The 24,294-nt window shown below is 62.2% G+C and carries 23 protein-coding genes and 1 pseudogene; 6 read left to right on the top strand and 18 right to left on the bottom strand.

Annotated elements, in window-relative coordinates:
- Positions 1 to 15: 15 nt before the first annotated feature.
- The 4 genes from AC07V9_RS16850 to AC07V9_RS16835 all read right to left on the bottom strand — a co-directional run bounded on the left by AC07V9_RS16850 (position 16) and on the right by AC07V9_RS16835 (position 3,458).
- A complete protein-coding gene (locus AC07V9_RS16850; RefSeq protein ID WP_495016807.1) occupies positions 16 to 909 on the bottom strand; it encodes an amidohydrolase family protein in 894 nt (297 codons plus the stop codon).
- A gap of 166 nt (positions 910 to 1,075) precedes the next feature.
- Positions 1,076 to 1,402, bottom strand: coding sequence for an AzlD domain-containing protein (locus AC07V9_RS16845; RefSeq protein WP_495016806.1), 327 nt, complete (start codon positions 1,400 to 1,402; stop codon positions 1,076 to 1,078).
- Entirely contained in the window at positions 1,399 to 2,142 is a 744-nt protein-coding gene (locus tag AC07V9_RS16840) for an AzlC family ABC transporter permease (RefSeq protein ID WP_495016805.1), read from the bottom strand. Before AC07V9_RS16840 ends, AC07V9_RS16845 begins: the two co-directional genes overlap by 4 nt.
- A gap of 131 nt (positions 2,143 to 2,273) precedes the next feature.
- On the bottom strand, positions 2,274 to 3,458 hold the full coding sequence (locus AC07V9_RS16835) for a DUF2252 domain-containing protein (protein WP_495016804.1): 1,185 nt from the start codon (positions 3,456 to 3,458) through the stop codon (positions 2,274 to 2,276).
- Between the two features lie 168 nt (positions 3,459 to 3,626).
- Here AC07V9_RS16835 and AC07V9_RS16830 point away from each other — a divergent pair, with 168 nt between their 5' ends.
- Entirely contained in the window at positions 3,627 to 4,109 is a 483-nt protein-coding gene (locus tag AC07V9_RS16830; protein ID WP_495016803.1) for a DUF2938 domain-containing protein, read from the top strand.
- A 71-nt stretch (positions 4,110 to 4,180) separates the two neighbouring features.
- Positions 4,181 to 4,434, top strand: a pseudogene (locus tag AC07V9_RS16825) (NAD-dependent dehydratase); the annotation flags it as partial.
- A 157-nt stretch (positions 4,435 to 4,591) separates the two neighbouring features.
- On the opposite strand, the gene bla reads toward AC07V9_RS16825, so the two are convergent.
- From bla to AC07V9_RS16790, 7 genes are all read right to left on the bottom strand, one after another.
- Positions 4,592 to 5,479 carry a class A beta-lactamase gene (gene bla, locus AC07V9_RS16820; RefSeq protein ID WP_495016802.1) on the bottom strand — a complete coding sequence of 296 codons (888 nt, stop codon included), beginning with the start codon at positions 5,477 to 5,479 and terminating at the stop codon, positions 4,592 to 4,594.
- 90 nt (positions 5,480 to 5,569) lie between these two features.
- Positions 5,570 to 5,998: a TOBE domain-containing protein gene (locus AC07V9_RS16815; protein WP_495016801.1), complete on the bottom strand. Its 429-nt coding sequence runs from the start codon at positions 5,996 to 5,998 to the stop codon at positions 5,570 to 5,572.
- Between the two features lie 145 nt (positions 5,999 to 6,143).
- A complete protein-coding gene (locus AC07V9_RS16810) occupies positions 6,144 to 6,347 on the bottom strand; it encodes a hypothetical protein (protein ID WP_495016800.1) in 204 nt (67 codons plus the stop codon).
- 42 nt (positions 6,348 to 6,389) lie between these two features.
- The gene (locus AC07V9_RS16805; RefSeq protein ID WP_495016799.1) at positions 6,390 to 8,459 is read right to left on the bottom strand and encodes a 2Fe-2S iron-sulfur cluster-binding protein; all 2,070 of its coding nucleotides are present in this window, start codon (positions 8,457 to 8,459) and stop codon (positions 6,390 to 6,392) included.
- Between the two features lie 164 nt (positions 8,460 to 8,623).
- Positions 8,624 to 9,247 carry a glutathione S-transferase family protein gene (locus tag AC07V9_RS16800; protein ID WP_495016798.1) on the bottom strand — a complete coding sequence of 208 codons (624 nt, stop codon included), beginning with the start codon at positions 9,245 to 9,247 and terminating at the stop codon, positions 8,624 to 8,626.
- A gap of 172 nt (positions 9,248 to 9,419) precedes the next feature.
- Positions 9,420 to 10,322, bottom strand: coding sequence for a LysR family transcriptional regulator (locus AC07V9_RS16795; RefSeq protein ID WP_495016797.1), 903 nt, complete (start codon positions 10,320 to 10,322; stop codon positions 9,420 to 9,422).
- Positions 10,322 to 11,242, bottom strand: coding sequence for a LysR family transcriptional regulator (locus AC07V9_RS16790; RefSeq protein WP_495016796.1), 921 nt, complete (start codon positions 11,240 to 11,242; stop codon positions 10,322 to 10,324). The genes AC07V9_RS16795 and AC07V9_RS16790 overlap by 1 nt, the downstream gene beginning before the upstream one ends.
- Before the next feature lie 531 nt (positions 11,243 to 11,773).
- On the opposite strand from AC07V9_RS16790, the gene AC07V9_RS16785 reads away from it, so the two are divergent.
- Positions 11,774 to 13,066, top strand: coding sequence for an MFS transporter (locus AC07V9_RS16785; protein WP_495016795.1), 1,293 nt, complete (start codon positions 11,774 to 11,776; stop codon positions 13,064 to 13,066).
- Here AC07V9_RS16785 and AC07V9_RS16780 read toward each other — a convergent pair.
- From AC07V9_RS16780 to cydP, 5 genes are read right to left on the bottom strand one after another with little or no spacing between them, the layout of a single operon-like run.
- Complete coding sequence (locus AC07V9_RS16780) at positions 13,054 to 13,356, bottom strand: cyd operon YbgE family protein (protein ID WP_495016794.1); 303 nt, start codon at positions 13,354 to 13,356, stop codon at positions 13,054 to 13,056. The genes AC07V9_RS16785 and AC07V9_RS16780 overlap by 13 nt on opposite strands.
- Complete coding sequence (cydX, locus tag AC07V9_RS16775) at positions 13,346 to 13,462, bottom strand: cytochrome bd-I oxidase subunit CydX (protein ID WP_296257165.1); 117 nt, start codon at positions 13,460 to 13,462, stop codon at positions 13,346 to 13,348. Before cydX ends, AC07V9_RS16780 begins: the two co-directional genes overlap by 11 nt.
- Before the next feature lie 26 nt (positions 13,463 to 13,488).
- Positions 13,489 to 14,631, bottom strand: coding sequence for a cytochrome d ubiquinol oxidase subunit II (cydB, locus tag AC07V9_RS16770; RefSeq protein ID WP_495016793.1), 1,143 nt, complete (start codon positions 14,629 to 14,631; stop codon positions 13,489 to 13,491).
- Between the two features lie 10 nt (positions 14,632 to 14,641).
- The gene (locus tag AC07V9_RS16765) at positions 14,642 to 16,231 is read right to left on the bottom strand and encodes a cytochrome ubiquinol oxidase subunit I (protein ID WP_495016792.1); all 1,590 of its coding nucleotides are present in this window, start codon (positions 16,229 to 16,231) and stop codon (positions 14,642 to 14,644) included.
- A complete protein-coding gene (cydP, locus tag AC07V9_RS16760; RefSeq protein WP_495016791.1) occupies positions 16,228 to 16,425 on the bottom strand; it encodes a cytochrome oxidase putative small subunit CydP in 198 nt (65 codons plus the stop codon). The genes AC07V9_RS16765 and cydP overlap by 4 nt, the downstream gene beginning before the upstream one ends.
- A gap of 294 nt (positions 16,426 to 16,719) precedes the next feature.
- On the opposite strand from cydP, the gene AC07V9_RS16755 reads away from it, so the two are divergent.
- From AC07V9_RS16755 to AC07V9_RS16745, 3 genes are read left to right on the top strand one after another with little or no spacing between them, the layout of a single operon-like run.
- Complete coding sequence (locus AC07V9_RS16755) at positions 16,720 to 17,490, top strand: substrate-binding periplasmic protein (RefSeq protein ID WP_495016790.1); 771 nt, start codon at positions 16,720 to 16,722, stop codon at positions 17,488 to 17,490.
- Between the two features lie 2 nt (positions 17,491 to 17,492).
- Positions 17,493 to 18,839 (top strand): GGDEF domain-containing protein, encoded by a 1,347-nt coding sequence (locus AC07V9_RS16750; protein ID WP_495016789.1) that lies wholly within the window; start codon positions 17,493 to 17,495, stop codon positions 18,837 to 18,839.
- A gap of 18 nt (positions 18,840 to 18,857) precedes the next feature.
- The gene (locus AC07V9_RS16745; RefSeq protein WP_495016788.1) at positions 18,858 to 19,607 is read left to right on the top strand and encodes a substrate-binding periplasmic protein; all 750 of its coding nucleotides are present in this window, start codon (positions 18,858 to 18,860) and stop codon (positions 19,605 to 19,607) included.
- A 116-nt stretch (positions 19,608 to 19,723) separates the two neighbouring features.
- Here AC07V9_RS16745 and AC07V9_RS16740 read toward each other — a convergent pair whose 3' ends face one another.
- Together AC07V9_RS16740 and pvdP are read right to left on the bottom strand one after the other, a co-directional pair.
- Complete coding sequence (locus tag AC07V9_RS16740) at positions 19,724 to 21,985, bottom strand: TonB-dependent siderophore receptor (protein WP_495016787.1); 2,262 nt, start codon at positions 21,983 to 21,985, stop codon at positions 19,724 to 19,726.
- Between the two features lie 166 nt (positions 21,986 to 22,151).
- Positions 22,152 to 23,777, bottom strand: coding sequence for a pyoverdine maturation tyrosinase PvdP (gene pvdP, locus AC07V9_RS16735; RefSeq protein ID WP_495016786.1), 1,626 nt, complete (start codon positions 23,775 to 23,777; stop codon positions 22,152 to 22,154).
- Positions 23,778 to 24,294: the final 517 nt, after the last annotated feature.

Genomic DNA, 24,294 nt, shown 5'->3' with positions numbered 1-24,294 from the left:
AGGCGTGGGTGTTATTTAACCGATCAATTGACGCGTGGCACCACGCAGCAATACGTCAACTTGAATGGAAGTAGTGGCGCTAACATGCGTCGCGACGGCATCGATAAAACGCAACGTAGCGAGTGCATCGAATTGACTGGCATAAGGCGCGGCGTTATTGCCCGCGCCGACATGGGGCGCATCGGTGGCTTCCAGCAGCAAGTTGTCCGCGCCGACCCACTCGATGATCTGCGTGACGAAACCGGCGACCTCTTCAGGGTTGACCGAGGTGCGATAACCCGGCCCCTTGAACCCGACATTGCCCCGCCGCCGAGCCTCGGCCAGCAGCGCCTGATAGGCCGGTTCATATGCCCCGCGTTCGCTGTGGCAACTGCCGAGATGGTCGATGATCACCCGCACGGAGTCCGGAACCTGCCGCAGCACTCGCAGATTGGTCTCGGCTTCCTTGGCGTAGACATGCAGATGCTGATGAGGAAGCAGACGCGCGTAGAACGCCATCCAGTGCTCATCGCTGAACTGTGCGGGGCCGATGCTCTGGGGTGTAGCGTCGTGCAGAACGATGCGTGCGCCGACCACCTGGGGGTGGGCCAGACGCGCCTCGGTGGCGTATCCAGGGTCGGCCTTGATCGTACCTACCAGGCGAATGTGGCCGTAGCGAACGGGGTCTTTCGCCTGAAGGGCCTGCAACTCTTCAAATGAGGTAAATACATTTTCCGAGTCAGGAAGAATGCTCAGATGAACATTATTGAGCAGGGTCGGAACAACTTCGTTATCGATCAGTTGGTTCAGGTAGTTCGTCAGTGAATGCGGTTCGGGCAAGGCGTAAGGCAATGAACCTGCAACGCGATGAAGATCCTGCGCGGTATAAAAATGAACGTGACTGTCGATTCTTCTGTTGGGGGCCAGCATGATGATTGTTTTCCTGCAACGGTGGGAAAACAATAATCTGCGCCAGCCTGTCGTCGCTCACGTCGACCCGACGTCTCCTATCAAAATTTCGCCATGCATGATGATTCAGTGATTCCAGGCCTGGCAGCCGTCATTCGCCACGAACACTGCTGCAGACCCCGTGGCATCAGGCCCCGATGAACTTGAACGCCCACAAGGCCGCCATCCCCAACCCCAAGGTGAGCAAAGTGTTGCGTGTCTTCCAGGCGACAAAGGTCGCGATGATCGCCGCCGGAATCTGCGGGTTGTTCAGCACGAAGGCGCCCTGCCCGTTCGGGTAGACCACCGCTGGCAATACCAGCGCCGCCAGCACGCTTGCCGGGACGTAAACCAGCGCGCGGCTGAGCCGCGCAGGCATGCGCCAACGGCCATAGAGTTCGATGAACGACACACGCATCGCGAAGGTGCCCAGCCCCGCCGCCAGAAAGATTCCCCACAGGGTCAGGTCGCTCATTGCGCTTCTCCTTCTGCCGAGGACGCACATTCAGGGTTCGCCGGTTTCTTACGCCGGCTCTCGGTCACCACTCCAGCCACCACGCCGCCGATGGACGCCGTCACCAGCCCGAGGTTGTAGGGCATCTTCACCGCCAGCACCGCGATCAGACCGCCCACGGTGGCCGCCGCCAGGCTGGGTACATTGCGCAGCCCGGGAATCAACAGCGCGAGGAAGGACAACGGGATGGCGAAACTCAAGGACCAGGAGTCAGGAATGCTCGCCCCCAGACAGACCCCGGCCAGCACCGACAACTGCCAGGCCAGCCACATGGCGAACGCGGTCCCGGCATAGAACCAGTGGACGAACGGGCCTGTCAGTTCGCCCGAAGCGAACCTCAGGGTGCACAGGGCGTAGGACTGATCGGAGAGCATGTAGGACACCGGCCAGGTCCAGCGACGGGGCAAGTGATGCAGGTGCGGTGCAAGGGACGCGCTGTACATGACGAACCGCAGGTTGATGATCAGCGCGGTCAGCACGATGGCCACCGGCAAGGCGCCGCTGTGCAGCAATTGCAGGGCGACCATCTGTGCGGAGCCGGAATAGAAGATCAGGGTCATGCCCATGGCCGTGGTCGGCGACATGCCCATTTCGATCGCCATCACCCCGGTCACCAGACCGAACGGGATCACCCCCGGCGTCAGCGGCATCAGCGTGCGAACGCCCTGAATGAAGGCTTCCCGCGCAGATCGGTATGGCATGGCATTTCCTTGTTTTTTTGCCGTGGACGCAGCCCCACGTGTGGGCCAAGTGTAAGCACATGCAAGGGCCAGACTGAACCGACTTTTTTTCAAGGCAACCGATAACTTTTGTTATGGCAGGCGCGCCTCGGTCAATTCTGCAACGCGTAACGTCGGCAATGCTCCAGATAACCTTGCTCATGGCTGCCCACCAGTTGCACGACGCTGGACCACAACCACGACGGCGCATCCAGGGTCTGCGAGCGATTGGCCTGCAGCTCACGCATCCATGAGGCGCGGGTGGCGAGGTCCATCTGCCGCGCATGGGCGATGCCGACGACCCTGGCCAGATACCCCGCCGCGCGCATGGCTTCGGCCTGACTGAGCTGGTCAAGTTCCAGCTTCATGTCCTGAGGCAGCAGCTCGCGGATGAAGAAGCCATGATCGAGCAGGCGCGTGGCGACCATGCGATTGCCCAGGCCTGGGGACAAATGACGTGCGCCTTGCACCACTCGCCTGCCGTTGTCGCGCGGCATACCCGCCTTGGCGGTGCGTGGCGCGGCGGCGGCCACGGCTTCCTTGATGTCGAGCAGGCAAAACTCCTGATCGTCATCGTCGCCCACGCCGAGCAACACCGCGTAGCGCAACAGCCCCAGCGAACTGCAGCCTTTGACCCAATAGGCCGAGTCGAGCAGCTCGACGCTGTCTTCCTTGGAGCGGCCCTTGAGTGCGGTGACCAGGGCGTGGATTTCATCGGTGGCGCACAGGGCCTTGAGGGCGTGGCGCTCGTCCTTGGCCAGCGGCCAAAAATGTTTGCCCAGCGGAATGGTCGGGCGCATGTCTTCGATACGCTCCTCGGCCAGGTGCTTCCAGGTGCGCTGCACCGCGCTGCGCATGCCCGCCTTGACCTGTGCCGGGCGCGGCGGCTCTTCGTCATCGTTGCTTTCGAAGGCCTGCTCGTAGCCGATCATCATCTCTTCAAGCATGCGCGCGGTTGCTACCCCCGGCAGATCGGAGCCTCGGGCCGCAGTGGCCAACGACAACGCCAGCCGCACCAGATCGTGGGCCGGGTTGCCGATGACGGTCTGATCCAGGTCGCGAATATGAATGTCGATCTTGCCCTTGAGATCCCCGGTCGGCCCCAGATTACCCGCATGACAATCGCCGCAGATCCACACGGGCGGCCCGCTGGGCAGGCGCCGACCGGGCAGGCTGTGCAGCCATTCGTAGAACTGCACCGTGCTGCCGCGTACGTAGGCATGGGCAGATCGGGCCATTTTCAGGTTGCGCAGTTGGGTCAGCGGTTCGAGTCGAGCGGACGGACGAGGCAGTTTCATGAAGGCTTCTTGGCAGGGACGTGCAGTGTTGACCGGTGGCCTCTGCTGAATGTTTCAGAATATTTCAAAGTGAGTGGCCGCTCGCCTGATCCACGCCTACGCTGGCCCATGCCAAGCTCCGCGCAAAGCTGCTAACGTGTGGCGCCACTGACAGCCCCAAGGAAAATCATGGTCGCCTTCATTTTCTACGCCTTACTCATCGGCATCGGCGCAACCGCATTGCTCGACCTCTGGGCACAACTGCTCAAGGCCACGCTGGGCTTGCCCACCCCGCCCTGGCACCTGGTAGGCCGCTGGTTCGCCGGCATGCGTGAAGGCCGCTTCGTGCACCGCAACGGCATCGGCAACTCCCCTGAAGTGCCCAACGAACTAAGGATCGGCTGGACCATGCACTACGCGGTGGGCGTGTTGTTCGCCGCGGTGTTGCTGCTGATCTGGGGCGTGCAGTGGGCACACTCGCCGACCTTTTTCCCGGCACTGGTGGTCGGGCTGGTCACCGTCGGCGCGGGTTGGTTCATCCTGCAGCCCGGCATGGGTGTGGGCGTTGCCTGCAACAAGGCGCCAAACCCGCCGGTGGCGCGGCTGCAAAATGTCATCGGCCATGTGGTATTTGCCATCGGCATGTACGGCACTGCGCTGCTGGTGGGCTGAGCGCATTCCGCTGAACCTCTGTAACACCTTCGGCTTTGAGTCTTCAGGGCCGAAACGGATGATCACTCCTACTGTGGGCGACACCGACGGCGGCCAATCAGGCGTTCAACATCACCAATGGCGACGTGTTTCGCTGGAAGTGGATGTGGGGCCGGATCGCCGACTACTTCGGCCTCCACCTGGCGGCCTTCCCGCCGAGCGTGTCTGCGCTGGAAACACAGATGGCCGACATGTCGAAGAGTCGCGCCCTGGGCTTTAAGGAATTCAAAGCCAGCGATCAGGCGATGTCTTTGATGAACTGCGGGCGCGGCGGTTGATTCCGTAAGCGCGCGCTTCGTGCCAGACGCGGCCGTAAAGCTGTGAGAGCGAATTCTTTCGCGTGGAGCCGGTTCAGACGATAACGATGTATCGCCTGAACCTCCGTCTCGCGAATGAATTCGCTCCCACAGGGTTGGCCTACAGTCCAACCTATCCTGCGACCGCTAAATCGACGCCGCCAACCGCCCGACCTCGGCCATCACTGCATTGATCTGATCGCCGTTGGCTTTCGAATCGGTGTAATAAACCGTGACGATCAACGGCGCGCGGGCGGTGGGCCAGATCACTGCCACATCGTTGCTGGCGTTGTTGGCGCCGGACCCGGTCTTGTCCCCTACCCGCCAGGGTTTCGGCAAACCCGCCCGCAGTTTCTTATCCCCCGTGGTGTTGCTGACCAGCCAGGCAATCAGCTGATCCCGTGACGGGTCGGACAGCACTTCGGTAAAGATCAGCGTACGCAACGTCTGCGCCATCGCAATCGGTGTGGTGGTGTCCTGCAGGTCGCCCGGGCGATTTTCGTTGAGGTCGGGTTCGCGCCGATCAAGCCGCGTGACCTGATCTCCGGTCAAACGCAGCCAATCGGTCAAGCCCTTGGGCCCGCCGAAGCTGTCAAGCAGTAAGTTGGCCGCCGTGTTGTCGCTCAGGGTGACCGCCGCCTCGCAGATCGAACCCACGCTCAACCCGCCCTCACCCGTGTGTTTTTCCGTGGTCGGCGAATACGGCACCAGTTGGTCCTTGCCATAGACGATCCGCCTCGACAGGTCTTCTTCCTTGCGATCGACCCGCGCCAGCACGTGAGCGGCGGCCAACGCCTTGAAGGTGCTGCACATCGCGAAGCGCTCGTCACCGCGATGGGTGATCAGACGCTGGCTGCCGGTGTCGAGGATGGCCACGCCCAGACGCCCGCCATGGCGACGTTCCAGTTCCGCCAGTCGTTGCTCCAGAGAGGGGTTGCCAGGGGGAGCGGCAAGTGCCGCATGAGCAGTGAGGCTGTACAGCGCGGGAATCGCCAGCAGCGATGCGCCGAGCAGGGTTCTGCGAGAGATCAACATACACGTCCTTGTCGTGGCAGATGAACCAGCATGATCCCCGAAACGGCCGCCCTCTGCCAAGGCGGTCGTTGCACGGGGTGATCGATGAAATCAGGCAGGCACGCCCAGAATCACGTGCGAGGCCTTGATGATTGCCGTAGCGCTGACGCCTGGGGCCAGGCCCAGCTCGGTCAGGGCTTCGCGGGTCACGATCGAGTACACCTCGGTGCCGCCGGCCAGTTCGAGGACGACTTCGGCGTTGACCGCGCCGTCGCTGACCTTGGTCACCTTGCCTTCCAGAGCGTTGCGCGCAGACAGGCGAAAACCGCTGGAGTCGGTCATCAGCATGACCCACGGCGCCTTGATCAACGCCACCGCTTCCTTGCCCGCTGCCAGCCCCAGGCTCTTGACGCTTTGCAGGGTGACCACGGCCACCAGATCTTCGCCGCCTGGCAGGGTCAGGACGACTTCGGCGTTCACCGCGCCCTCCTGAATCTGTTTGACGGTGCCTTTGAAAACATTGCGGGCGCTGACTTTCATGTCGGGTGTCCTTGTTAGGGGGGATGAGGAATCGCCGCCCATCTTCCCCGGAGCGTCATGTCTTTACAACTATAGCGCTCGGCTTTTTTGACTTTGAAGTCAAGCCAGGAAACCTTCGTTTACCAGACAGCGAAACGGCGGGCAATCACCGGTGACGACTGAAGGTGGACACCGAGCGCACCCAGCTGATCAGGCGAAAGGTCGCGGGGTTCTCGTGCTGCTCATGCTCGGCCGCCAGCTCTCCGGCCAGTGAGGCCAGAGATTGCGGCAACAGCCAGGACACTTCCTGCTCGGTCACGCGCATCAGATTGGGATCGTCTTCTTTCTCGAACGCTGGCCATTCACTCATCTCAACCACTCCTCTGACGCATTTCTGCACACGCATGGATGTTTACAGATCGAGCACCAGCGGCCCTTCGGCCGGGACTGCGCAGCAGATCAGCACGTGGTCGGCCGCCGGCATGTCGACAGGCGGGACCGGGTAATGCACCTGGCCTTTGATCAGCCGGGTCTTGCAGGTGCCGCACGAACCGCTGCGGCAGCTGTATTCGGGTTCAAGGCCGCGACTCTCGGCCAGCTCCAGCAAGGTGCCGCCATCGGGTTGCCAACGTGCCTCCTTGGCCGAGCGTTCGAACACCACAGGTACCGAAGTGGTGGCGGCAGGCGGCTGTTGCACGCCGGCAGTCCGTTCGTCGCGGGTGCGCTTCAAGGTCGACGGCCCGAAGGTTTCAGCATGAATCCGCTCGTCACGGATGTGCATGGCCCTGAGTTCGTCATACAGCCCTTGTGTGAAGCTTGCCGGTCCGCAGACATAAAAATCGAAGTCGTCGAACGGCAACAGCGTCTTGAGCAGTGTCAGGTCAATGCGACCCGCAAGGTGAAAGTCCTGTCCTGCGCGGGCCTCGCTCTCGGGCTGGCTCAGCAGACGGACGACCGTCAATTCATTTCCGGCACTGGCAATCAGTGTGTCCAATTCTTCACGAAAAGCCAGATCCACCAGACGACGTGCACTCTGAACAAACCACACCGGCCGGTTCCGACGCTTGCGTTTGTTCTGGTAAAGGACCTCGCGCAGCATCGACAGCATGGGGGTGACACCGATACCGGCCCCCAGCAGCACCAGCGGCCGACGCTCCAGCGGATCGACGAAAAAACCGCCCTGGGGCGTGCGCGCCTCAATCAGGTCGCCGACCTTGAGGGTGTCGTGCAGATGCCCGGACACCCGCCCGTCGCGCTTGACGCTGATGCGGAAGAAATCATCCGAGGGCGCGCTGGACAGGCTGTACGTGCGGATCACTGGTTTGGCTTGCCCCTCCAGAGAAACCCGCAGCGGCAAGTGCTGCCCGGCCTTGAACCCGGACACGCCCGCGCCATCGGCGGCTTCGAAGTAGAACGAGCGAATCCCCTGGCTTTCATCCTCGACACGCATCACCCGCAGCGGCCGCCATTGATCGCGCAGGGCCTCGGCCTGCAGCCGCGCAGCGGTCTGCTCCCAGTCGCCGGTCATCAGGCTGTTGGGTGAAAACCCCTTGAACCCCCAGCGCGAACGCAGGGCGGCCGGGCGCCGGAGCACTTTTTCGACCTTGACCTGCCAGAGCCGCTCGGCGCCTTGAAATGCGGCGATTTCCGGGCTTTTCAGAATCACCGTGGCGAGCCCCGCGACATGCAGCATGTCGCCGCTGGCGAAGTCGATGAACACCAGCCCGGCTCTCGGGTTTACCAGGAGATTGCCCAAGGTGTTGAAGAACAGATTGCCAGCGAAGTCGGGAATCGTGAGGACATCGCCTTCGACCCGGACAAACCCTGCACGACCGCCACGGTGAGAGACATCCACCGAACGATGTGATTGCTCGCCAGGCCAGTCGCCTTTCTGGTCAACATAACTGGCGACGAAAAACGTGTCAGCGGCGCGAATGGTCGCGATTGCTGCATCATCCAGCGCGTCCAGGTGCTGAACCGGTGGGCGCTCGGTCACCGCCGTTTCGTCGGCGCGCTCCAACGGGCGCAATTGAATGTACTGCGGGCAATTGCCGTACGACTGCTCGACCGCCAGGGAAAACCCGGACTCGCTCAACGTGTCGATATGCCCGTTAAGCCGATTGCGCCGGCGGGTGTACAGATCGATCCCCAGTAATCCCAAGGCCGCGCCAGGCTTGAACGCCGCGCTCACCGGGTCGGTGGCATCCGGCAGCCATTCGATGTCCAGCTGGCGGGAATCCGGGGTGCTGATGAACCCCTCGTGGGCATCCATCATGCTCGCCCATGGCCAGCCCTCGGCGTCAACGGCGCCGACGATCAGGTAGGGAATCTGCTCATAGAAATCGCGATGCTGATCGGGCATGAAGTCGCGGACGAACTTGCGACCCACCACGTCCATGCGCTCGACAACACCGGCATGGATTTGCACCTGCAGCTCACCGGTGTGCCAGGGTGAGTTTTTTTCCGAGGGGATATCGTTCATGGCGCGGACTTCCACAGTGACAGTGGCGGGTGTCTTGTAGGAGCGAGCTTGCTCGCGATGGCGTCCGATCAGGCACCTGAGGGATCACCCGGCGAGCCCGATCGCGAGCAAGCTCACGCCTACAAGATCGCATTCACAACATTAACGACCAATCGCGTATCTGATCAAACCACCAGACCAGCCTTGGTACGCGGCATCGGTACAAAGCCTTTCAGGCCCTCGATGCGCGCCAGCCAGGCCCGCACGTTCGGGTAGCTTTCCAGCGAAACATTGCCCTCAGGTGCATGGGCGATGTAGCTGTAGCCTGCGACGTCGGCGATGGTGGCGTGGTCAGCGGCGAGGAAGTGACGACCTTCCAGATGCTGGTCGATCACTTTCAGGACGGCATGGGCGCGGTCGAGGGTGTCTTTAGGGTCGAAACCTGCGCCGAACACAGTGATCAGACGCGCACGAGCCGGGCCATTGTTGATCTGCCCTGCCGCCACCGCCAGCCAGCGCTGAACCTGCGCAGCGCCATCGGCGTCTTCCGGCAGCCATTTGCCCGAGGCGTCGTACTTCTTCGCCAGGTAAACCAGGATAGCAGTGGAATCGGCGACGATCGTGCCATTGTCATCGATCACGGGCACTTGGCCGAAGACGTTGATGGCGCGGTATTCCGGGGTGTTCTGCGCGCCTTTGGCGAGGTCCACCAACTCGATCCGTGGATCGATGCCCAAGAGCGACAGCATCAGCTGTGCGCGGTGGGAGTGGCCGGACAACGGGAAGTGATAGAGCTTGATCGCGTTCATGGTGTTGGCTCCTGGACTGTCGTGAATGAGTGTCAGCGGGGTTGATGTCGAGGGTGTGATTCATCGCGCTGATGGGATGAATAGTGGACCTCGACGCCCACCAGCAGAATCACCACAAAAAGCAATCCAGCGTTTCAACCGGTGAAATAATCGAGCGAATGGGCCGCTTGGATCAGGGGCTTAGCATCGGATGATTGCGCAGGCGCTCGAGGGCAAAGTCGATGAAGCTACGCACTCGCGCCGAGGCCCGCCGGCCTTCGCGATAGACCAGATGCACAGCCAGGGGCGCAGGTTCGAACGCCTCCAGTACCGGTTGCAGCCTTCCTGTTTGCAGATGCTCGTGCACCTGATAGCTCAGGCACGAGGCGAGCCCTGCGCCGCTGAGCGCAGCTTCAACCGTGGCTGCCTGAGTGGTGCAGCGCAGGCTCGGACGCAACGCGACGCTGCGCGGCGAGCCGTCGCGCTGAAAACGCCACTCCAGCACCGGATTATCGGCACTGCAGAACACCAGAGCATGGGCGCTCAGGTCACGCAAAGCCAAGGGCGCCGGGTGACGGCGAAGGTAATCTGCACTGGCGCAGATCATCTGCCGCGCGCTGCCGAGCTTGCGCGCGACCATGTAGCCGTCCGGCAAGGGGCCGATGAGCACGGCGACGTCGACGCCCTCTTCGTGCAGGTTAGGAAAGCGGTCCTGATAGACCACCGACATCTCGATGCCCGGCCAGGTGTCGAGAAAGTCGAGCGCCACTGGGAGCAGTAAGCGCTCGCCGAACATCAGCGGCGTGACCAGGTTGAGCATCCCGCGCGGCTCGCTGTGCAGCCCGTTGGCCGACGCGTCCGCCTCTTCAGCGGCGCGCAGCAAACGTGCGCTATCGCTGGCGAACAATCGGCCCACCCCGGTCAGGGTGACGCCGCGGGTGCTGCGCTCCAGCAACGGTGTGCCCAGACGTTTCTCCAGCGCGGCGAGAGAACGGCTGACCGTGGCCTCGGATATGCCCAGACGCCGGGACGCCGCCGCCAGCCCTTGCTCGCTGGCTACGGCGTCGAAAATCAGCATCTGCTGATGCCGGTCCATCAGCCGCGGCTCTGCCCGGCCGCCTTGATCGCGGGGTCTTGGGTCATGCGTTCGACGCAATAATCGACGAAGGTGCGCACCTTGGCCGAGACCTTGCGCTCGGCCTGATAGCAGACGTGAACGGGCAGCGGCGGCTCTTCGAAGTCCTGCAGAATCAGCTGCAGTTCGCCGCTCGCCACTGCGCTGGCGACCTGATAAGACAAGACCCGCGTCACGCCCCAGCCCATTTTCGCGGCGGTGATGGCGGCCTGGTTGGCGGACACCGTCAGGCGCGATTGCAGATCGACCTGGAGCGGTTTGCCCCCCTCCATGAACTCCCAGCGACGCACCAGCACGCTGGCCGCCGAGACGATCAACCGGTGTTCCTTCAAGTCCACCGGATGCCGTGGCCTGCCATGAACGGCAAGATACGCTGGCGATGCACACAGCACCCGCCGTACTTCGCCGACCTTCACGCCGTGCTGGCTGCTGTCCATCAAATGGCCGATGCGCACCGCAACGTCGATGCCCTCCTCGACCATTTGCGTAACGCGATCGAGCAGCAGCGCATTGACGCTGACGCCGGGGTATTGCTGCAAATAGCCCACCACCAGCGGCATGACAAACAGCTCGCCGAACAGCAGCGACGCAGTGACCGTCAATTGCCCGACCGGCGCGGCGATGCTGCCGCCGGCCGAATCTTCGGCTTCTTCGAGCTCGCTCAGGATGCGTCGGCAATCGGTGAGGTAACGCTGCCCCGCTTCGCTGAGGTGCACGCTGCGGGTGGTGCGGGACAACAGCAGCGTACCGATGCGCTTCTCCAGCGCCGCCACCGCCCGGGTGACGCTGGGCGCCGACATGTTCAAGCGCCGCGCCGCCGTGGCGAAGCTGCGCTCTTCGCACACGGCGATGAAGACCTGCATTTCCTGAAATCTGTCCATGGGTGGCTCGGCACGACGAGGGGCTGAATGGGCGCGATAGTAAAGGCTCGATCGCCAAAGCGCACTGTAGCAGCACGGCTTGCCGGTGGTGCTGTGCGGCTACCCGGTCAATCTCGAGCGCTTGATCTACCGCTTTCGCGGCCGTCGTAACCTCCGACTGCTCCTACCGTTCTGCGGCGATCATTTGTCATCGGCTTACCGCCAAACCTGTCAGGGCTTGCTCAGGTGTAGAGATGGAGTGCAATCCCTGTGGGAGCTGCTGGAGCTGTGCGACAGTGGCGAAAGCGGGGGGTCAGTCATGAATGAGTTGCCTGACATACCGCTTTCGCGGCCATCGTAACCTCCGACTGTTCCTACAGGATGCTGCAGTGAGCCGAAGATGGGCGATCGCCGCGGGACCTGTGGCAGAGTCTCGGGAACTCTTATGAAACATTCAGAAATATTCCCTTGACGAGCACGCTCCGTTTGAGCGTGAATATTGGCTAACGGTCATACTCCAAATTCACGCACTGGCTTCTCGGGGATTCACGCATGGTTTCGTCTGTTCTGGCGGCGTCGCTGTCTCGTCGTCGCATTCACTACAGCTGGGTCGTCCTGGCGGTCACGTTCCTGACCATGCTGGTGATGGCCGGCGCAGTCGGCGCTCCGGGTGTATTCCTCAAGCCGCTGGAGGCCGAGTTCGGCTGGGATACGGCAGAGATCTCCTCTGCGTTGGCCGTGCGCTTCGCGCTGTTCGGTCTGGTTGGACCCTTCGCAGCGGCGTTCATGAACCACTTCGGTGTGCGGCGCGTGGTGCTGACCGCGCTGACCCTGGTCGCCAGCGGCATGATCCTGTCGCTGTTCATGACCCAATTCTGGCAATTGGTGGTGCTGTGGGGCTTGGTGGTGGGGTTTGGCACGGGGCTTACGGCCATGGTCCTGGGCGCAACGGTCGCAACGCGCTGGTTCTCCCAACGACGCGGGATCGCAATGGGTTTGCTGTCGGCCAGTTCTGCCACCGGCCAATTGGTGTTCATGCCCATGCTCGCCAATCTGACCGAGCACTTTGGCTGGCGTACGGCGCTGACCTGCATCTGCGTGGCCATCGTCATCGCCGGGGTCGCGGTGCTCGCATTGATGCGCAACCACCCTGCCGATCTGCAGCTGCCGTCCTATGGCGACACCGAAATCCAGCCTACGGCGGCCAGCACACAAACCTTCGCCCAACTGCTGATCATGCCACTGCACGTGCTGGGTGAGGTGTGCAAAACCTGGACGTTCTGGGTGCTGTTCATGACGTTTTTCATCTGCGGTGCCAGCACCAACGGGCTGATCCAGACCCACTTCATCAGCCTGTGCGGCGATTACGGCCTGATCGCGACGACGGCGGCCAGCATGCTGGCGGTGATGGGAATTTTCGATTTTGTCGGGACCATCGGTTCAGGCTGGCTGTCGGACCGTTTCGACAACCGCTGGCTGCTCTTCTGCTATTACGGCTTTCGCGGCGTGGCGTTGATCATCCTGCCGTTCTCGGATTTCACGGTGTACGGCCTGTCGTTCTTCGCCCTTATATACGGGCTGGACTGGATCGCCACCGTACCGCCAACGGTCAAGCTGACGGTGCAGCGATTTGGTGCGGCCCGCGCCAACATCGTCTTTGGCTGGATCTTCGCCGGCCATCAACTGGGCGCCGCGTTTGCCGCCTTCGGGGCCGGATGGACACGCACACACTTTGCCAGTTACCTGCCGGCGTTCTTCATCTCCGGCCTGCTCTGCGTGATTGCCGCGCTGATTGCGCTGTCCATCGTCCCGGCCCTGAAGTCAGCCCAGCCTCAGACCCACTGACGGGCCATCAGCCAGATCGCGTAACCGATCGCCATCAGCCCCCAGGCCAGCAGCGGGTGAAACACCACCCGCCAGGCCAGCGCCCTTGGATCGAAACCGACGCCATGGACGAACCCGCCGGCCACGCCCCACATGATCAGCATCAACAGGCTGTGGGAATAGTGGCCGTTGGCGTCGAGCATCGACGCCGGATGAACCAACAGCACCAGGCTCAAGGGCACCGCCATCAGCAGGGACAAAACCCTGCCGAAGGTGTGCCTGAACGGTGCGTTCAGCGCCTCAGCGGTCACGGCCGTTCTCCACGGCGTTGGCGTCGGACGACTCCAGCCACAGGGCGTTGATGATGCCGAAGCTGCAAGCCAGCAATACGCCAAGTATCCAGGCGAAATACCACATGATGCTCTCCTCGATGAAATCCGGGCTCAGTACAGGCCGTGGGGGTTGTGGTCAATGTGCGCGGTGGTGACCTTGCCCCACATCTTGGCGTAGCACCACAGCGTGTAGCAGAGGATCAGCGGCACGAAAATGCTCGCCGCCACCAGCATGATGATCAGGGTCTTGTGGCTGGACACCGCGTCCCACACGGTCAGGCTCGATGCAGGGTCAAGGCTGGACGGCATGACGAACGGGAACATGGCGAACCCCGCGGTGCACAGCGCACCGACGATAGCCAGGCTGCTGCCCAGAAACGCCATACGGCCCTGCCCCGCACTGGCGCCCAGCAGCGCCAGGAGGCCACCGAAGATGCCCAGCAGCGGCGCCATCACGGTCAACGGATGCGCGTGGTAGTTGGCCATCCAGCCGTGGTTGCTCGCCTCTACGGTTTTGGCCAGCGGGTTCAGCGCTGCACCGGCATCGAATGCCGAGGTGATCGCCAGGCCTTGAATACCGCCCAGCAACAGCCACACTCCCGCGCCGATGAACGACAGCAGGAACACCAGCGACAGCCACTGCGCGGCGCGGCGGGAACGACGGGCAATCGCGCCCTCGGTGCGCATCATCAGCCAACTGCCGCCGTGCAGGCCGAGCATGCTCAGGCTGACCACACCGGCCAACAGACCAAACGGGCTGAGCAGTTGCCAGAAGTTGCCGTGGTAGCTGGAGCGCAGGGTGTCGTCGAACTGGAATGGCACGCCCAGCAGCAGGTTGCCGAAGGCCACGCCGAACACCAGCGAAGGCACCAGACCGCCGACGAACAGGCCCCAGTCCCAGCTCTGCCGCCAGCGGGTGTTTTCCAGCTTGCTGCGGTAGTCGAAGCCCACCGGGCGCACGAACAGCGCGAACAGCACCAGCAGCAGCGCCCAATACAGCCCCGAGAACGCTGCCGAATAGACCAGCGGCCAGGCCGCGAACAGCGCGCCACCGGCGGTGATCAGCCAGACCTGATTGCCGTCCCAGTGCGGGGCGATGGTGTTGATCACCACGCGCCGTTCGTTGTCGGTGCGGCCGACGAAGGGCATCAGCATCGCCGCGCCCAGGTCGAAGCCGTCAGTCAGGGCGAAGCCGATCAGCAGCACGCCGACCAGCACCCACCAGATGAGTTTGAGTGTCTCGTAATCGAACATCGTGTGTTCCTCAGGCCAGCGTCGGTTGTTGGGCAGCGGGCATTTCGCTCTCGCGGCGCTCGAAGTGATAACGACCGGTGTGCAGGCTGCTTGGGCCCAGACGGGCGAACTTGATCATCAGGTACATCTCGATGATCAGCAGGACGGTGTAGAACGCCACCAGCGCCAGGATCGAGCCGATCACATCGCCGCTGGACAGGGTCGAGGCCGACAGGTGGACCGGCAGCACTTCACCGATGGACCAGGGCTGACGACCGTGCTCGGCCACCCACCAACCGGTCTGCGTGGCGATCCACGGCAGCGGCAGGCTGAACAGCGCCCACTTGAGCAACCAGCGTTTGCTGGATTCGTTCTTGCGCGCCGACGCGTAGAACGCACAAGCGAACAACAGCAGCATCAACACGCCGCTCAACACCATGATGCGGAAGGTCCAGAAAATCGACGCTACGTGAGGGATGGAATCCAGCGCCGCCTGCTTGATCTGCTGCTCGTTGGCGTCCACCACCTTGTCGGTGTACTTCTTCAGCAGCAGGCCGTAGCCCAGGTCTTTTTTCACCTCGTTGAAGGCGTTGAGGGTTTGCTCGCTCCTGTCGCCGGCGCGCAGCTTGCCCAGCAGGTCGTAGGCGACCATGCCGTTGCGGATGCGGCCCTGGTGCTCGCTGACCAGATCCTTGATGCCGGTGACCTGCTTGTCCACCGAACGGGTGGCGATGATGCCCATCACATAAGGGATCTTGACCGCGTAATCGGTGCGCTGGGCTTCCTGATTCGGCAACCCGAACAGGGTGAACGCCGCCGGCGCAGGCTCGGTTTCCCACTCGGCTTCGATGGCGGCCAGTTTGGTCTTTTGCACATCACCAATCTCGTAGCCGGACTCGTCACCCAGCACGATCACCGACAGGATCGAGGCCATGCCGAATGCCGAGGCGATGGCGAACGAACGACGGGCAAAACCGATGTCGCGCCCCTTGAGCAGGTACCAGCTGGAAATCGCCAGCACGAAGATCGCGCCGGTCACGTAGCCGGAAGCCACGGTGTGGACGAACTTGACCTGAGCGACGGGGTTGAACAGCAGATCGCTGAAGCTGGTCAATTCCATGCGCATGGTGGTGAAGTTGAATTCGGCGCCCACCGGGTTCTGCATCCAGCCGTTGGCAATCAGAATCCACAAGGCCGACATGTTCGAGCCGATCGCCACCAGCCAAGTCACGGCCAAGTGTTGCACGCGGGTCAGGCGATCCCAGCCAAAGAAAAACAGGCCGATGAAGGTCGATTCCAGGAAAAACGCCATCAGGCCTTCGATGGCCAGCGGGGCGCCAAAAATGTCCCCGACGTAGTGGCTGTAGTAGGCCCAGTTGGTGCCGAACTGAAACTCCATGGTCAGGCCGGTGGTGACCCCCAGGGCGAAGTTGATGCCGAACAGCTTGCCCCAGAACTTGGTCATGTCCTTGTAGACCTGCTTGCCGGTCATGACGTACACCGACTCCATGATCGCCAGCAGGAACGTCATGCCCAGCGTGAGCGGCACGAAAATAAAGTGATACAGCGCGGTCATCGCGAACTGCAGCCGAGAGAGGTCAACGACTGATTCCGAAATCATTTTGGGTTCTTCTCATCAGATACGGGAGGGGCGCCCAATACATGCAGGCCTGCTTGCACCCCGTCAGCCTTGACGTCGACCGGAGCGTCGAACCAGACGCTGCGAATACCCATCAACAGGACGAGCTTGATCACCAGGATCAGGCCGATCTCTTTCGCCAGTGGGTGTTTGAGGAAATCGAAGGGACCGGGCATGTTGAAGACTCGTCGGGGTGCGTAGCAATTTTCCTACAGCACCTTCCAAGACCTTTGATCCAGGTCAACAAAGCCCGATGGCCCGGTGTGACACAACGCCACAGCGCCACCGGCGCTCTGCCCGCGTTCTGGGGGCAAGCCCGGCAGACGGTGGCATGATGAACGGCAGATAAACGCCTCAAGTGGCGGATTTTTCAGCCGATATCGTGGCTGTACGAGGCAGTCGGGTCAGGCGCTGCTACTTTTCCGCACCCCGGACAAGTGCCTCGACTGCCGCTCATGAGGTCGCTGTCCATGACACCCCCCACACTCAGACGCAAGGCTCGCAGCGTGCTGTACGGCGCGGTGTTGCTGTGCCTGAGTGTTTTCGACGCTCACGCCCAGCCCATCCGCGTGGTGACCGAAGAGCTGCCGCCCTACAACATGACCCGCGACGGCCAGTTGACCGGCATGAGCACCGAGGTGGTGCAGGCGGTGCTCAAGGAGGTCAACGTTCAGGCCAGCATCCAGTCGATGCCCTGGGCGCGGGCCTACGATCTGGCCCTGCACGAGCCGGACGTGCTGATCTATTCCATCACCCGCACGGCCGAGCGCGAAAACCTGTTCAAGTGGGTCGGCACCATCGCCGCCTCGCGTTGGTACATCTACTCCTCCGCAGACCATCCGATCAGCCTCATGGACCTGGATGATGCCCGCGACTGGCAGACCGCAACCGTCAACGAGGATGTGGGAGAGCAGTACCTGACCGCCAGAAAATTCGTCATCGGCGAGCAACTGCAGTCCAGCAACCGCTACGAACTCAATTACCAGAAGCTGCGCACCGGCCACGTCGACCTGTGGATTTCCGATGAATTGAACGCCAGGTACCTGGCCCGTCAGGCGGGTGACGATCCGTCCCTCACCCTGGTGCAGTCCTTGCGTATACCGGCGCTTGAGGACGCTGGCGGCTTCAACATGGCTTTCAGCGCCGCGACACCCGATGCTACTGTGCAGCTGTTTCAAAAAGGCCTGAAGACCCTCCGTGAAAACGGGACCTTTGACGCCATCGCGCGGAAATGGAATTGAGCATGCTCGCAGAGTCCGGCTCCAAACTCGCTGAAGACACCCTCGCCCCGCCGCGTACAGGCTCGCTGGCGCGTCGGCTGGTCATCGCCACACTGGCCTTCTGCGTGCTGTTCACCTTGGCCACCGTGTCGGTGCGCACCTGGTTTGCCTGGAACGCCAACCTCTCGACCATGAACGCCGAGCTGAGCCTGATCGATCAGGTGTTCCAGGGCACGCTGTCCAAGGCCGTCTGGGAAATGGACAGCGAGGCGTTGCAGGCGCAGATCGACAGCGTCGCCCTCGCCGCACCGGTCGGTCGCGTCGAACTGCGCATCCTGCGCCCCAATCGCGCGCCGGAAACGGTGGAACGCCAGCACCCCGGCCACTCCGGCTCGGTCCTGGCCCCTGCCCTGCACCGCCAACTGACCGTCACCCCCTACCCCGGCGCCAACGAAGTGGTCGGCGAGCTGACCATCGAAGGCGACGAAAGCCTGCTGTGGAAACGCCTGTGGAAAGAGGTCGGGATCATTATGCTGACCCAAATCATCCAGTCGCTGGCCCTGGCCGGGCTGATCATGGGCATGTTCAACCGCTCGGTAACCCTGCACGTGCGGCGCATTGCGCGGCACCTGGAACAGCTCACCCCGCAGAATCTGAAGCAGCATCTGGTGCTGGGACGCGATGGCAAGACCAGTGACGAACTGGACCTGCTCGAAGCCGGCGTCAACGACCTGCAGGACAAACTGGCCAACCATATCGAGCGCCAGACCCGGGACGAACTGGCCCTGGCCGCCAGCCGCGATCAACTGGCCGAGCTGGTGGAACAACGCACCGCACAGCTCAAGGCGGCCAATATTCGCCTGGAAGCCCTGACCCGCTTCGACCCGCTGACGGGCCTGGCCAACCGTCGTCATTTCGATGAGCTCAAGGAGCTGGAATTCAACCGCGCGCTGCGCCATGGCCAGCCATTTTCAGTGCTGATGTGCGACATCGACTTCTTCAAGGCTTACAACGACACCTACGGCCACGCCACAGGCGATCAGTGCCTGCGCGACGTCGCGCTGACCATGAGCGCGCTGTTCTCCCGCTCCGGCGAACTGGTGGCGCGCCTGGGCGGTGAAGAGTTCGCCGTGCTGTTGCCGGGACAGAACAAACAGCAGGCGCTGGCCTCGGCGGAGCGTGTGCAAGAGCTTTTGGCCAACCAGAAACTGCCCCACAGCGCCTCGCCGGTCTCGCCGTTCATCACGCTGAGCATCGGCATCGCCGAGCTCGATGCCACCACGATGGACCGTTTCGACCAGTTGCTGCAAAGCGCTGACAAGGCCTTGTACCGGGCCAAGAGCCAGGGGCGTAACCGGTGTGTGATCTGATCAGAGAGAAGATGTGAAATGAGCCGTTGCCCATCGTCGATCAAACAGGGTTTGAGCGTGTTGTCCGCCACCGCAGTGCTGCTGCTCGGTCTGACCGCCCACGCCGACACGATTCAGGTGGTCACCGAGGATTCGTCCTACAGCTCGCTGAAAAACGGCAAGGTGGTCGGGCCTGCCAGCGAGATCGTAGAACAGACCCTGGCCCGTGCGGGCATCACCGATTACCGCATGAGCCTATACCCCTGGGCGCGGGCCTATGACCTGGCGCGGCTGGAACCCAACGTGCTGATTTATCCGATCATCCGCAGCAGCGAGCGCGAGGCGCTGTTCAAATGGGTGGGCGAACTGGATCAGGTGACGCCGCTGTTCTACAAACTGCGCGCCCGTCGCGATGTGGTGGTCAAGGACCTGGCGGATGCGAAGCGCTACACGGTCGGAGTGGTGCGCGACGATTCGCGCCAGGAGTACCTGGAGGGCAAGGGGTTCAGCAAGATGGTGGTCTCGGCCAACAACCTGGACAACCTGCGCAAGCTGCTCAGCGGCCAGGTGATGCTGGTGCCCATGCCCGAGCGCGAAGCGCGAGAGCAGTGCGAAGGTCTGCACATTGCCTTCGAGGATCTGGAGAGCGTTTACACCATCGATGAGCTGTCCAAGGGGCTCTACGTGGCGTTGAGCGGCAAGACGCCGGCTGAGACGGTGAAGCGGATCACCGCAGCGTTTGCACAGTTGAAGGAGGACGGGACGGTGCACAACGTCCTGGCCCAGTGACCCCGTCTGCCCCTGAAGCGACGCTTGCAACAGGTTGACCTGTGACCCATGACGAAACCCCGGCCAGATGCGCTCTGGCCGGGGTTTTGTGTTACCAGCACTGCCCGATCAGCCGATCAGAACTTCCATTTGGCGTTGAACATCAGGTTGCGGGGTTCGCCGTAGGAGCCGGAGTTGAACGTGCCCAGGCCGTCGTAGTACTTGCGGTCGGTGACGTTGTTGAAGTTGGCGCCCACCGTCAAGTGGTCGTCGACCTTGTAGTTGGCCAGCAAACCGAGCACGGCGTACGGGTCCTGCTTGGCCTTGTGGATGCCGTCGTCAAACTCGTTTGCCGCGTAGATCTCGCTCTGCCATATCACATTGCCACCCACGGTCAGGCGATTCCACGCACCAGGCAGGCGATAGGTCGTGCCCAGCTTGAACAGGTTCGACGGCTGGTTGGTTTCGACGCGCTCGCCGTCCTTGTCGTGGGACTCGCGGTAGGTGTAGCCACCGAACACGTTCAGGCCATCGGCCACTTCACCGTTGATTTCCAGCTCGACACCCTTGGTACTGGTGCCGCTGATTGCGCGGTACACCTCACGCCCGGTTTGCGGGTCGTTCTCGACGAATTGCGGCGTGTTTTCCTGCTCGACATCGAACAACGCGATGCTGGCGTTCAGTGCGCCGTTGAAGAACTCGCCCTTCAGACCGATTTCATAGTTGTCGCCGGTCAGCGGGTCCAGCGACGTGTTGCTGGCGGTCTTGAAGAAGGTCTGCGGCAGGAAGATATCGGTGTAGCTGGCGTAGACCGAGTAAGTGTCGTTGATGTCGTAGATGATGCCGGCATACGGCGTCACGACGCCGGATTTTTTAGTGCGATCGGTCGATGCGGTGTACGGGTCGGTGTCCGTGGCGAACGTGCTGCTGAAGTCGTCCTGCTTCCAGTTGCTCACGCGTGTCCCGATGATCACCGACAGCGGGTCGAACGGTTTGAAGTTGGCCGCCGCGTAGAGGCCGGTCTGGGTCAGGGTGGTCACGTTCTCGCCAGCCTTGCTGAAGTGCGGCTTGTCGATCTGGTGCCCGTCCCAGGCGAAGATGTTCGGGATGTCCGGGAAATCGTTCTGGTAAGTCGGGTAGTTCAGGTGTGTGTGGCTGGCAGTACCGCCGACCACCAACTGGTGATCTCGCCCACCCAGCTGGAACGGGCCGGACGCATAGACATCGAGGGTGTCCTGCTCCTGATGGCTGTCCAGGCGGTTGACATACATGTACATGCCTTCGCCGGTCACAGGATCCGGAAACCCGCCGCTGGCTGAACCGGTGGTGCCCTTACGGTACGAATACTGGTGGCTGTAGGCCGTTTTCAGGGTCCAGTCATTGCCCAGTTTATGCTCCACCAGCCCTGTCAGGTTGTAGTGGGTGTTGTCCAGGTAGCTCCAGCGTGCGGCCGGGTTGAACGAGCGCGAGAAGTTGGTCTGCGTGCCGTTGTTGTAGAACAGCGGAATATGGCCGAACGAAACACCGTCGGAATCGGTGTCCTGATAATCCAGGCTCAGACGCAGCAGAGTGTCGTCGCTCAGATCGAAGTCCAGCGCGCCATACATGACCTTCTTCTCGGTGTGGTACCAGTCGACGAAGGAGTTGCCCCTCTCGTACACGCCCACCAGACGACCGCGGATGGTGCCTTCGGAGTTGAGCGGGCCGGAGACATCAGCCTCGTTGCGGTATTTGTCCCAGGCACCGGCCTCACCCGAAACATAGGCCTGGATGTCGCGGGTAGGACGCTTGCGCACCAGGTTGATGGTTGCCGACGGCGTACCGGCGCCGCTCATCAAACCGGTGGCGCCGCGCACCACTTCAACGTGGTCATACAGGGCCATGTCCAGCAGGCTGCTGGTGTACTGCTGGGATTCGTTGGCCACCTGCGACGGGATGCCGTCGTACATGAAGTTCTGAATCTGAAACCCGCGGGAGTAGAACGTGTAACGCTCACTGTCGCGGTGGTTGCTGGTGATGCCAGGGGTGAAGCTCAGCACGTCGTTGATGCTGGTCAGGTTCTGGTCATCCATCAGCTGACGGGTGATGACACTCACCGACTGCGGCGTCTCGCGCAACGACAACGGCAGCTTGGTCGCTGTCGACGTCGCACCGGTGGTGTATGACCCGGTGTTCTCGGTGGTCAGCCCCAGGCCCTGGCCATCAATGTTGGTGGCGTCCAGTTGCAGCGCCGAGGCGTTATCGGTCTTGGCCGCTTCTTCTGCGAATGCCGAACCCGAATACAGGGCGATGCCCACGGGAGCCGCAAGCGTTGCGCCGAGTGCGATGGAACGAACGGCACGCGGCAAGGCCTGCAGCGCGAAGACCCTGTCAGGGGAAGAGCGAAACGCGGTGGACATCGTGAATGATCCTTTTGATATGAAGTGATTGACGGCGTCTTTTCGCGCCTCTGATAACTGAGACGGATCACGAATAAAAACCAGACGCATTTGCGAAAAAAATCTGCAGATGCGCTCTGGCGTCCATGGGCGCCCTTCTCTTTTTGTCCTTGCATGCCGTTCGCGCTCAGGCCCAGGGCACCGCGTTGCGCAGGTTTCGCGCATACCACGGGCGTTGCGGCACGCGCTTGAACAGCCCGGTGAGCGTGTCTTCGTCCTCGAAGGTGATGCGCAGGGCGAGCTTCATGGTTTCCGGGTCCATCTCCAGGCTCTTGCCCGGCAAAATCCCCGGCGTGGTGCTGCAGCCGTGGGTCAGCGGCCCGAGCCACGGGTCGGCGACTTCAACCCAGCGCCCCGGAGCGAACCACGGCACACCGTTAAGCGGCTGACGCACCAGCTCGCCGGGATGGAAACGCTCGTGGGCGCGGAACCAGTCTTCAAGGCGATCATCGATCCAGCCGTGGAAGTGCCAGAACACCGGGTTGACGTGGGAGGAAAACGGATCGCCGAGAAAGTCGTTCTCAGGTGCGAACCAGCGCGCGGCAAAGTCGGCAGGGTCCCGGGCCATCGGCACCGCGCCACCGTTGGACGGGTCGCGCGGCACCGAAGCCCAGCGCATGTGCAGCCAGTCGTGCAGGCTCAGCTCGATCTCGGAACCGAACTGGCCCAGGGTCAGCTTCGACAGGTAGCGCGGGTTGCGATAGCGCGATTCCCAGACCTGGAAATTGCTGTGGAAGGTCTCGGCATTCTTGATGTCGCTGACCCACTGGGTGTACTCGTCATCGTCGTGGGCCAGCCAGGTCGGCGGGATCGAGTAGCCGTCGTGGTTATCGAAGTAGCGGGCGAAGCCCTGGCGATCACGCTCAAGTTCCGGTTGCGGCAACGGGAAGTGCTGCCACGATGGCAAGTCCTGCAGGGCGCGAGCGCTCCTGAGCATGTTGCGGTGCATGAAGAAGAAATCGACGCCCGAGCCGTTGCGGTCCTTGGTGTCGCCGCGGGCATCGCGCTCGCCGTCACGCGGGCCGGGCTGCCAGCCAATGCCGCGCAGGGCATCGCGCTTTTTTGCCGAAAGTTTGTGCCACTTGTCCCGCGAGGCATGCCAGAGCTGGTGAAACAACCGATGTTCCGGCGCGATCAGCCAGGCCAGCAGTGGCTCATTAAGGCCGATGCGCTGGCGGGCTTCGGGGAACAGACGCTTGACCGCGACGAAGCGATTGTCCCGCAGCGGCAGTTGCGCGGGCCTGTCCAGGCGCACCACGCGACCACTCAGGGTGGCGCTGCCGGCATTGCCGAAATCGGCCCAAACTTCATCAAGGGTCACTTCCAGCTCATAGCCGCCGGTGCCCTCTTCGCTCCAGGTATCGAACAGGCGCCAGTGCAGCAGCGCCGGGTTGGCCTGGGCCAGATCCCCCACCACCTGATAACGCGGCGCCTGAGCCGAACGCAGGTTTGCACCGGTGTCGACACAACCGCGCACCCCGCGCCCGCGCTGGGCGATGTCGATAAACATCTCCACCCCGGCCTGCGGCAACCCTTCAAACCCGGCATCAGCGCCCTGAAATCGAATGTCCCATACCCCGCGCAAGGTGTCGGCCAATTGCCGCCCCTGGGTGTCCGGCAGCTCGACTTTCGCCTCTTGCGGGGTGATCGGGAATTCAGGGCGGGCCAGCTCGCGATGCGCGTAATAGACCGCCGGCACGGCCGCGCCAGTGAGCGCCAGCCCCGCGATGAACCCTCGTCGAGAAATCGTCATTGCTCTACCTGTTTCCAACCCGGAAGCGGGCCTTATCCCAGCTAGAACGTTCATCGCGTCGGCAAATTTAACGTCGCAGATACGCCGCCGTTTTTTTGTAGGAGCGAATTCATTCGCGATGCGGCGTTGCAAACCACACATCTGTGCCTGCTGAAAGACCGTCTCGCGAATGAATTCGCTCCCACAGAGGGGCCCGGAGTTCTTCAAAGGTCCTGCATCAAGCCCCGTGCTTTTTGCAGCCAACTGTTCAACCAAGCCCGGCGCAAGACGAAACTGTAGATGCCCCAAGCCAGACGCAGGACAAAAAACTGTGGGAGCGAATTCATTCGCGAGGGGCCGTCGCAAGCCCCACATCTGTGACTGCTGAAAGACCGTCTCGCGAATGAATTCGCTCCCACAGGGGGCCCGGAGTTCTTCAAAGGTCCTGCATCAAGCCCCGTGCTTTTTGCAGCCAACTGTTCAACCAAGCCCGGCGCAAGACGAAACTGTAGATGCCCCAAGCCAGACGCAGGACAAA

This window comes from Pseudomonas sp. GW821-FHT02A11 (assembly GCF_059421985.1).
This window is presented reverse-complemented; position numbering and strand designations above follow the sequence as displayed.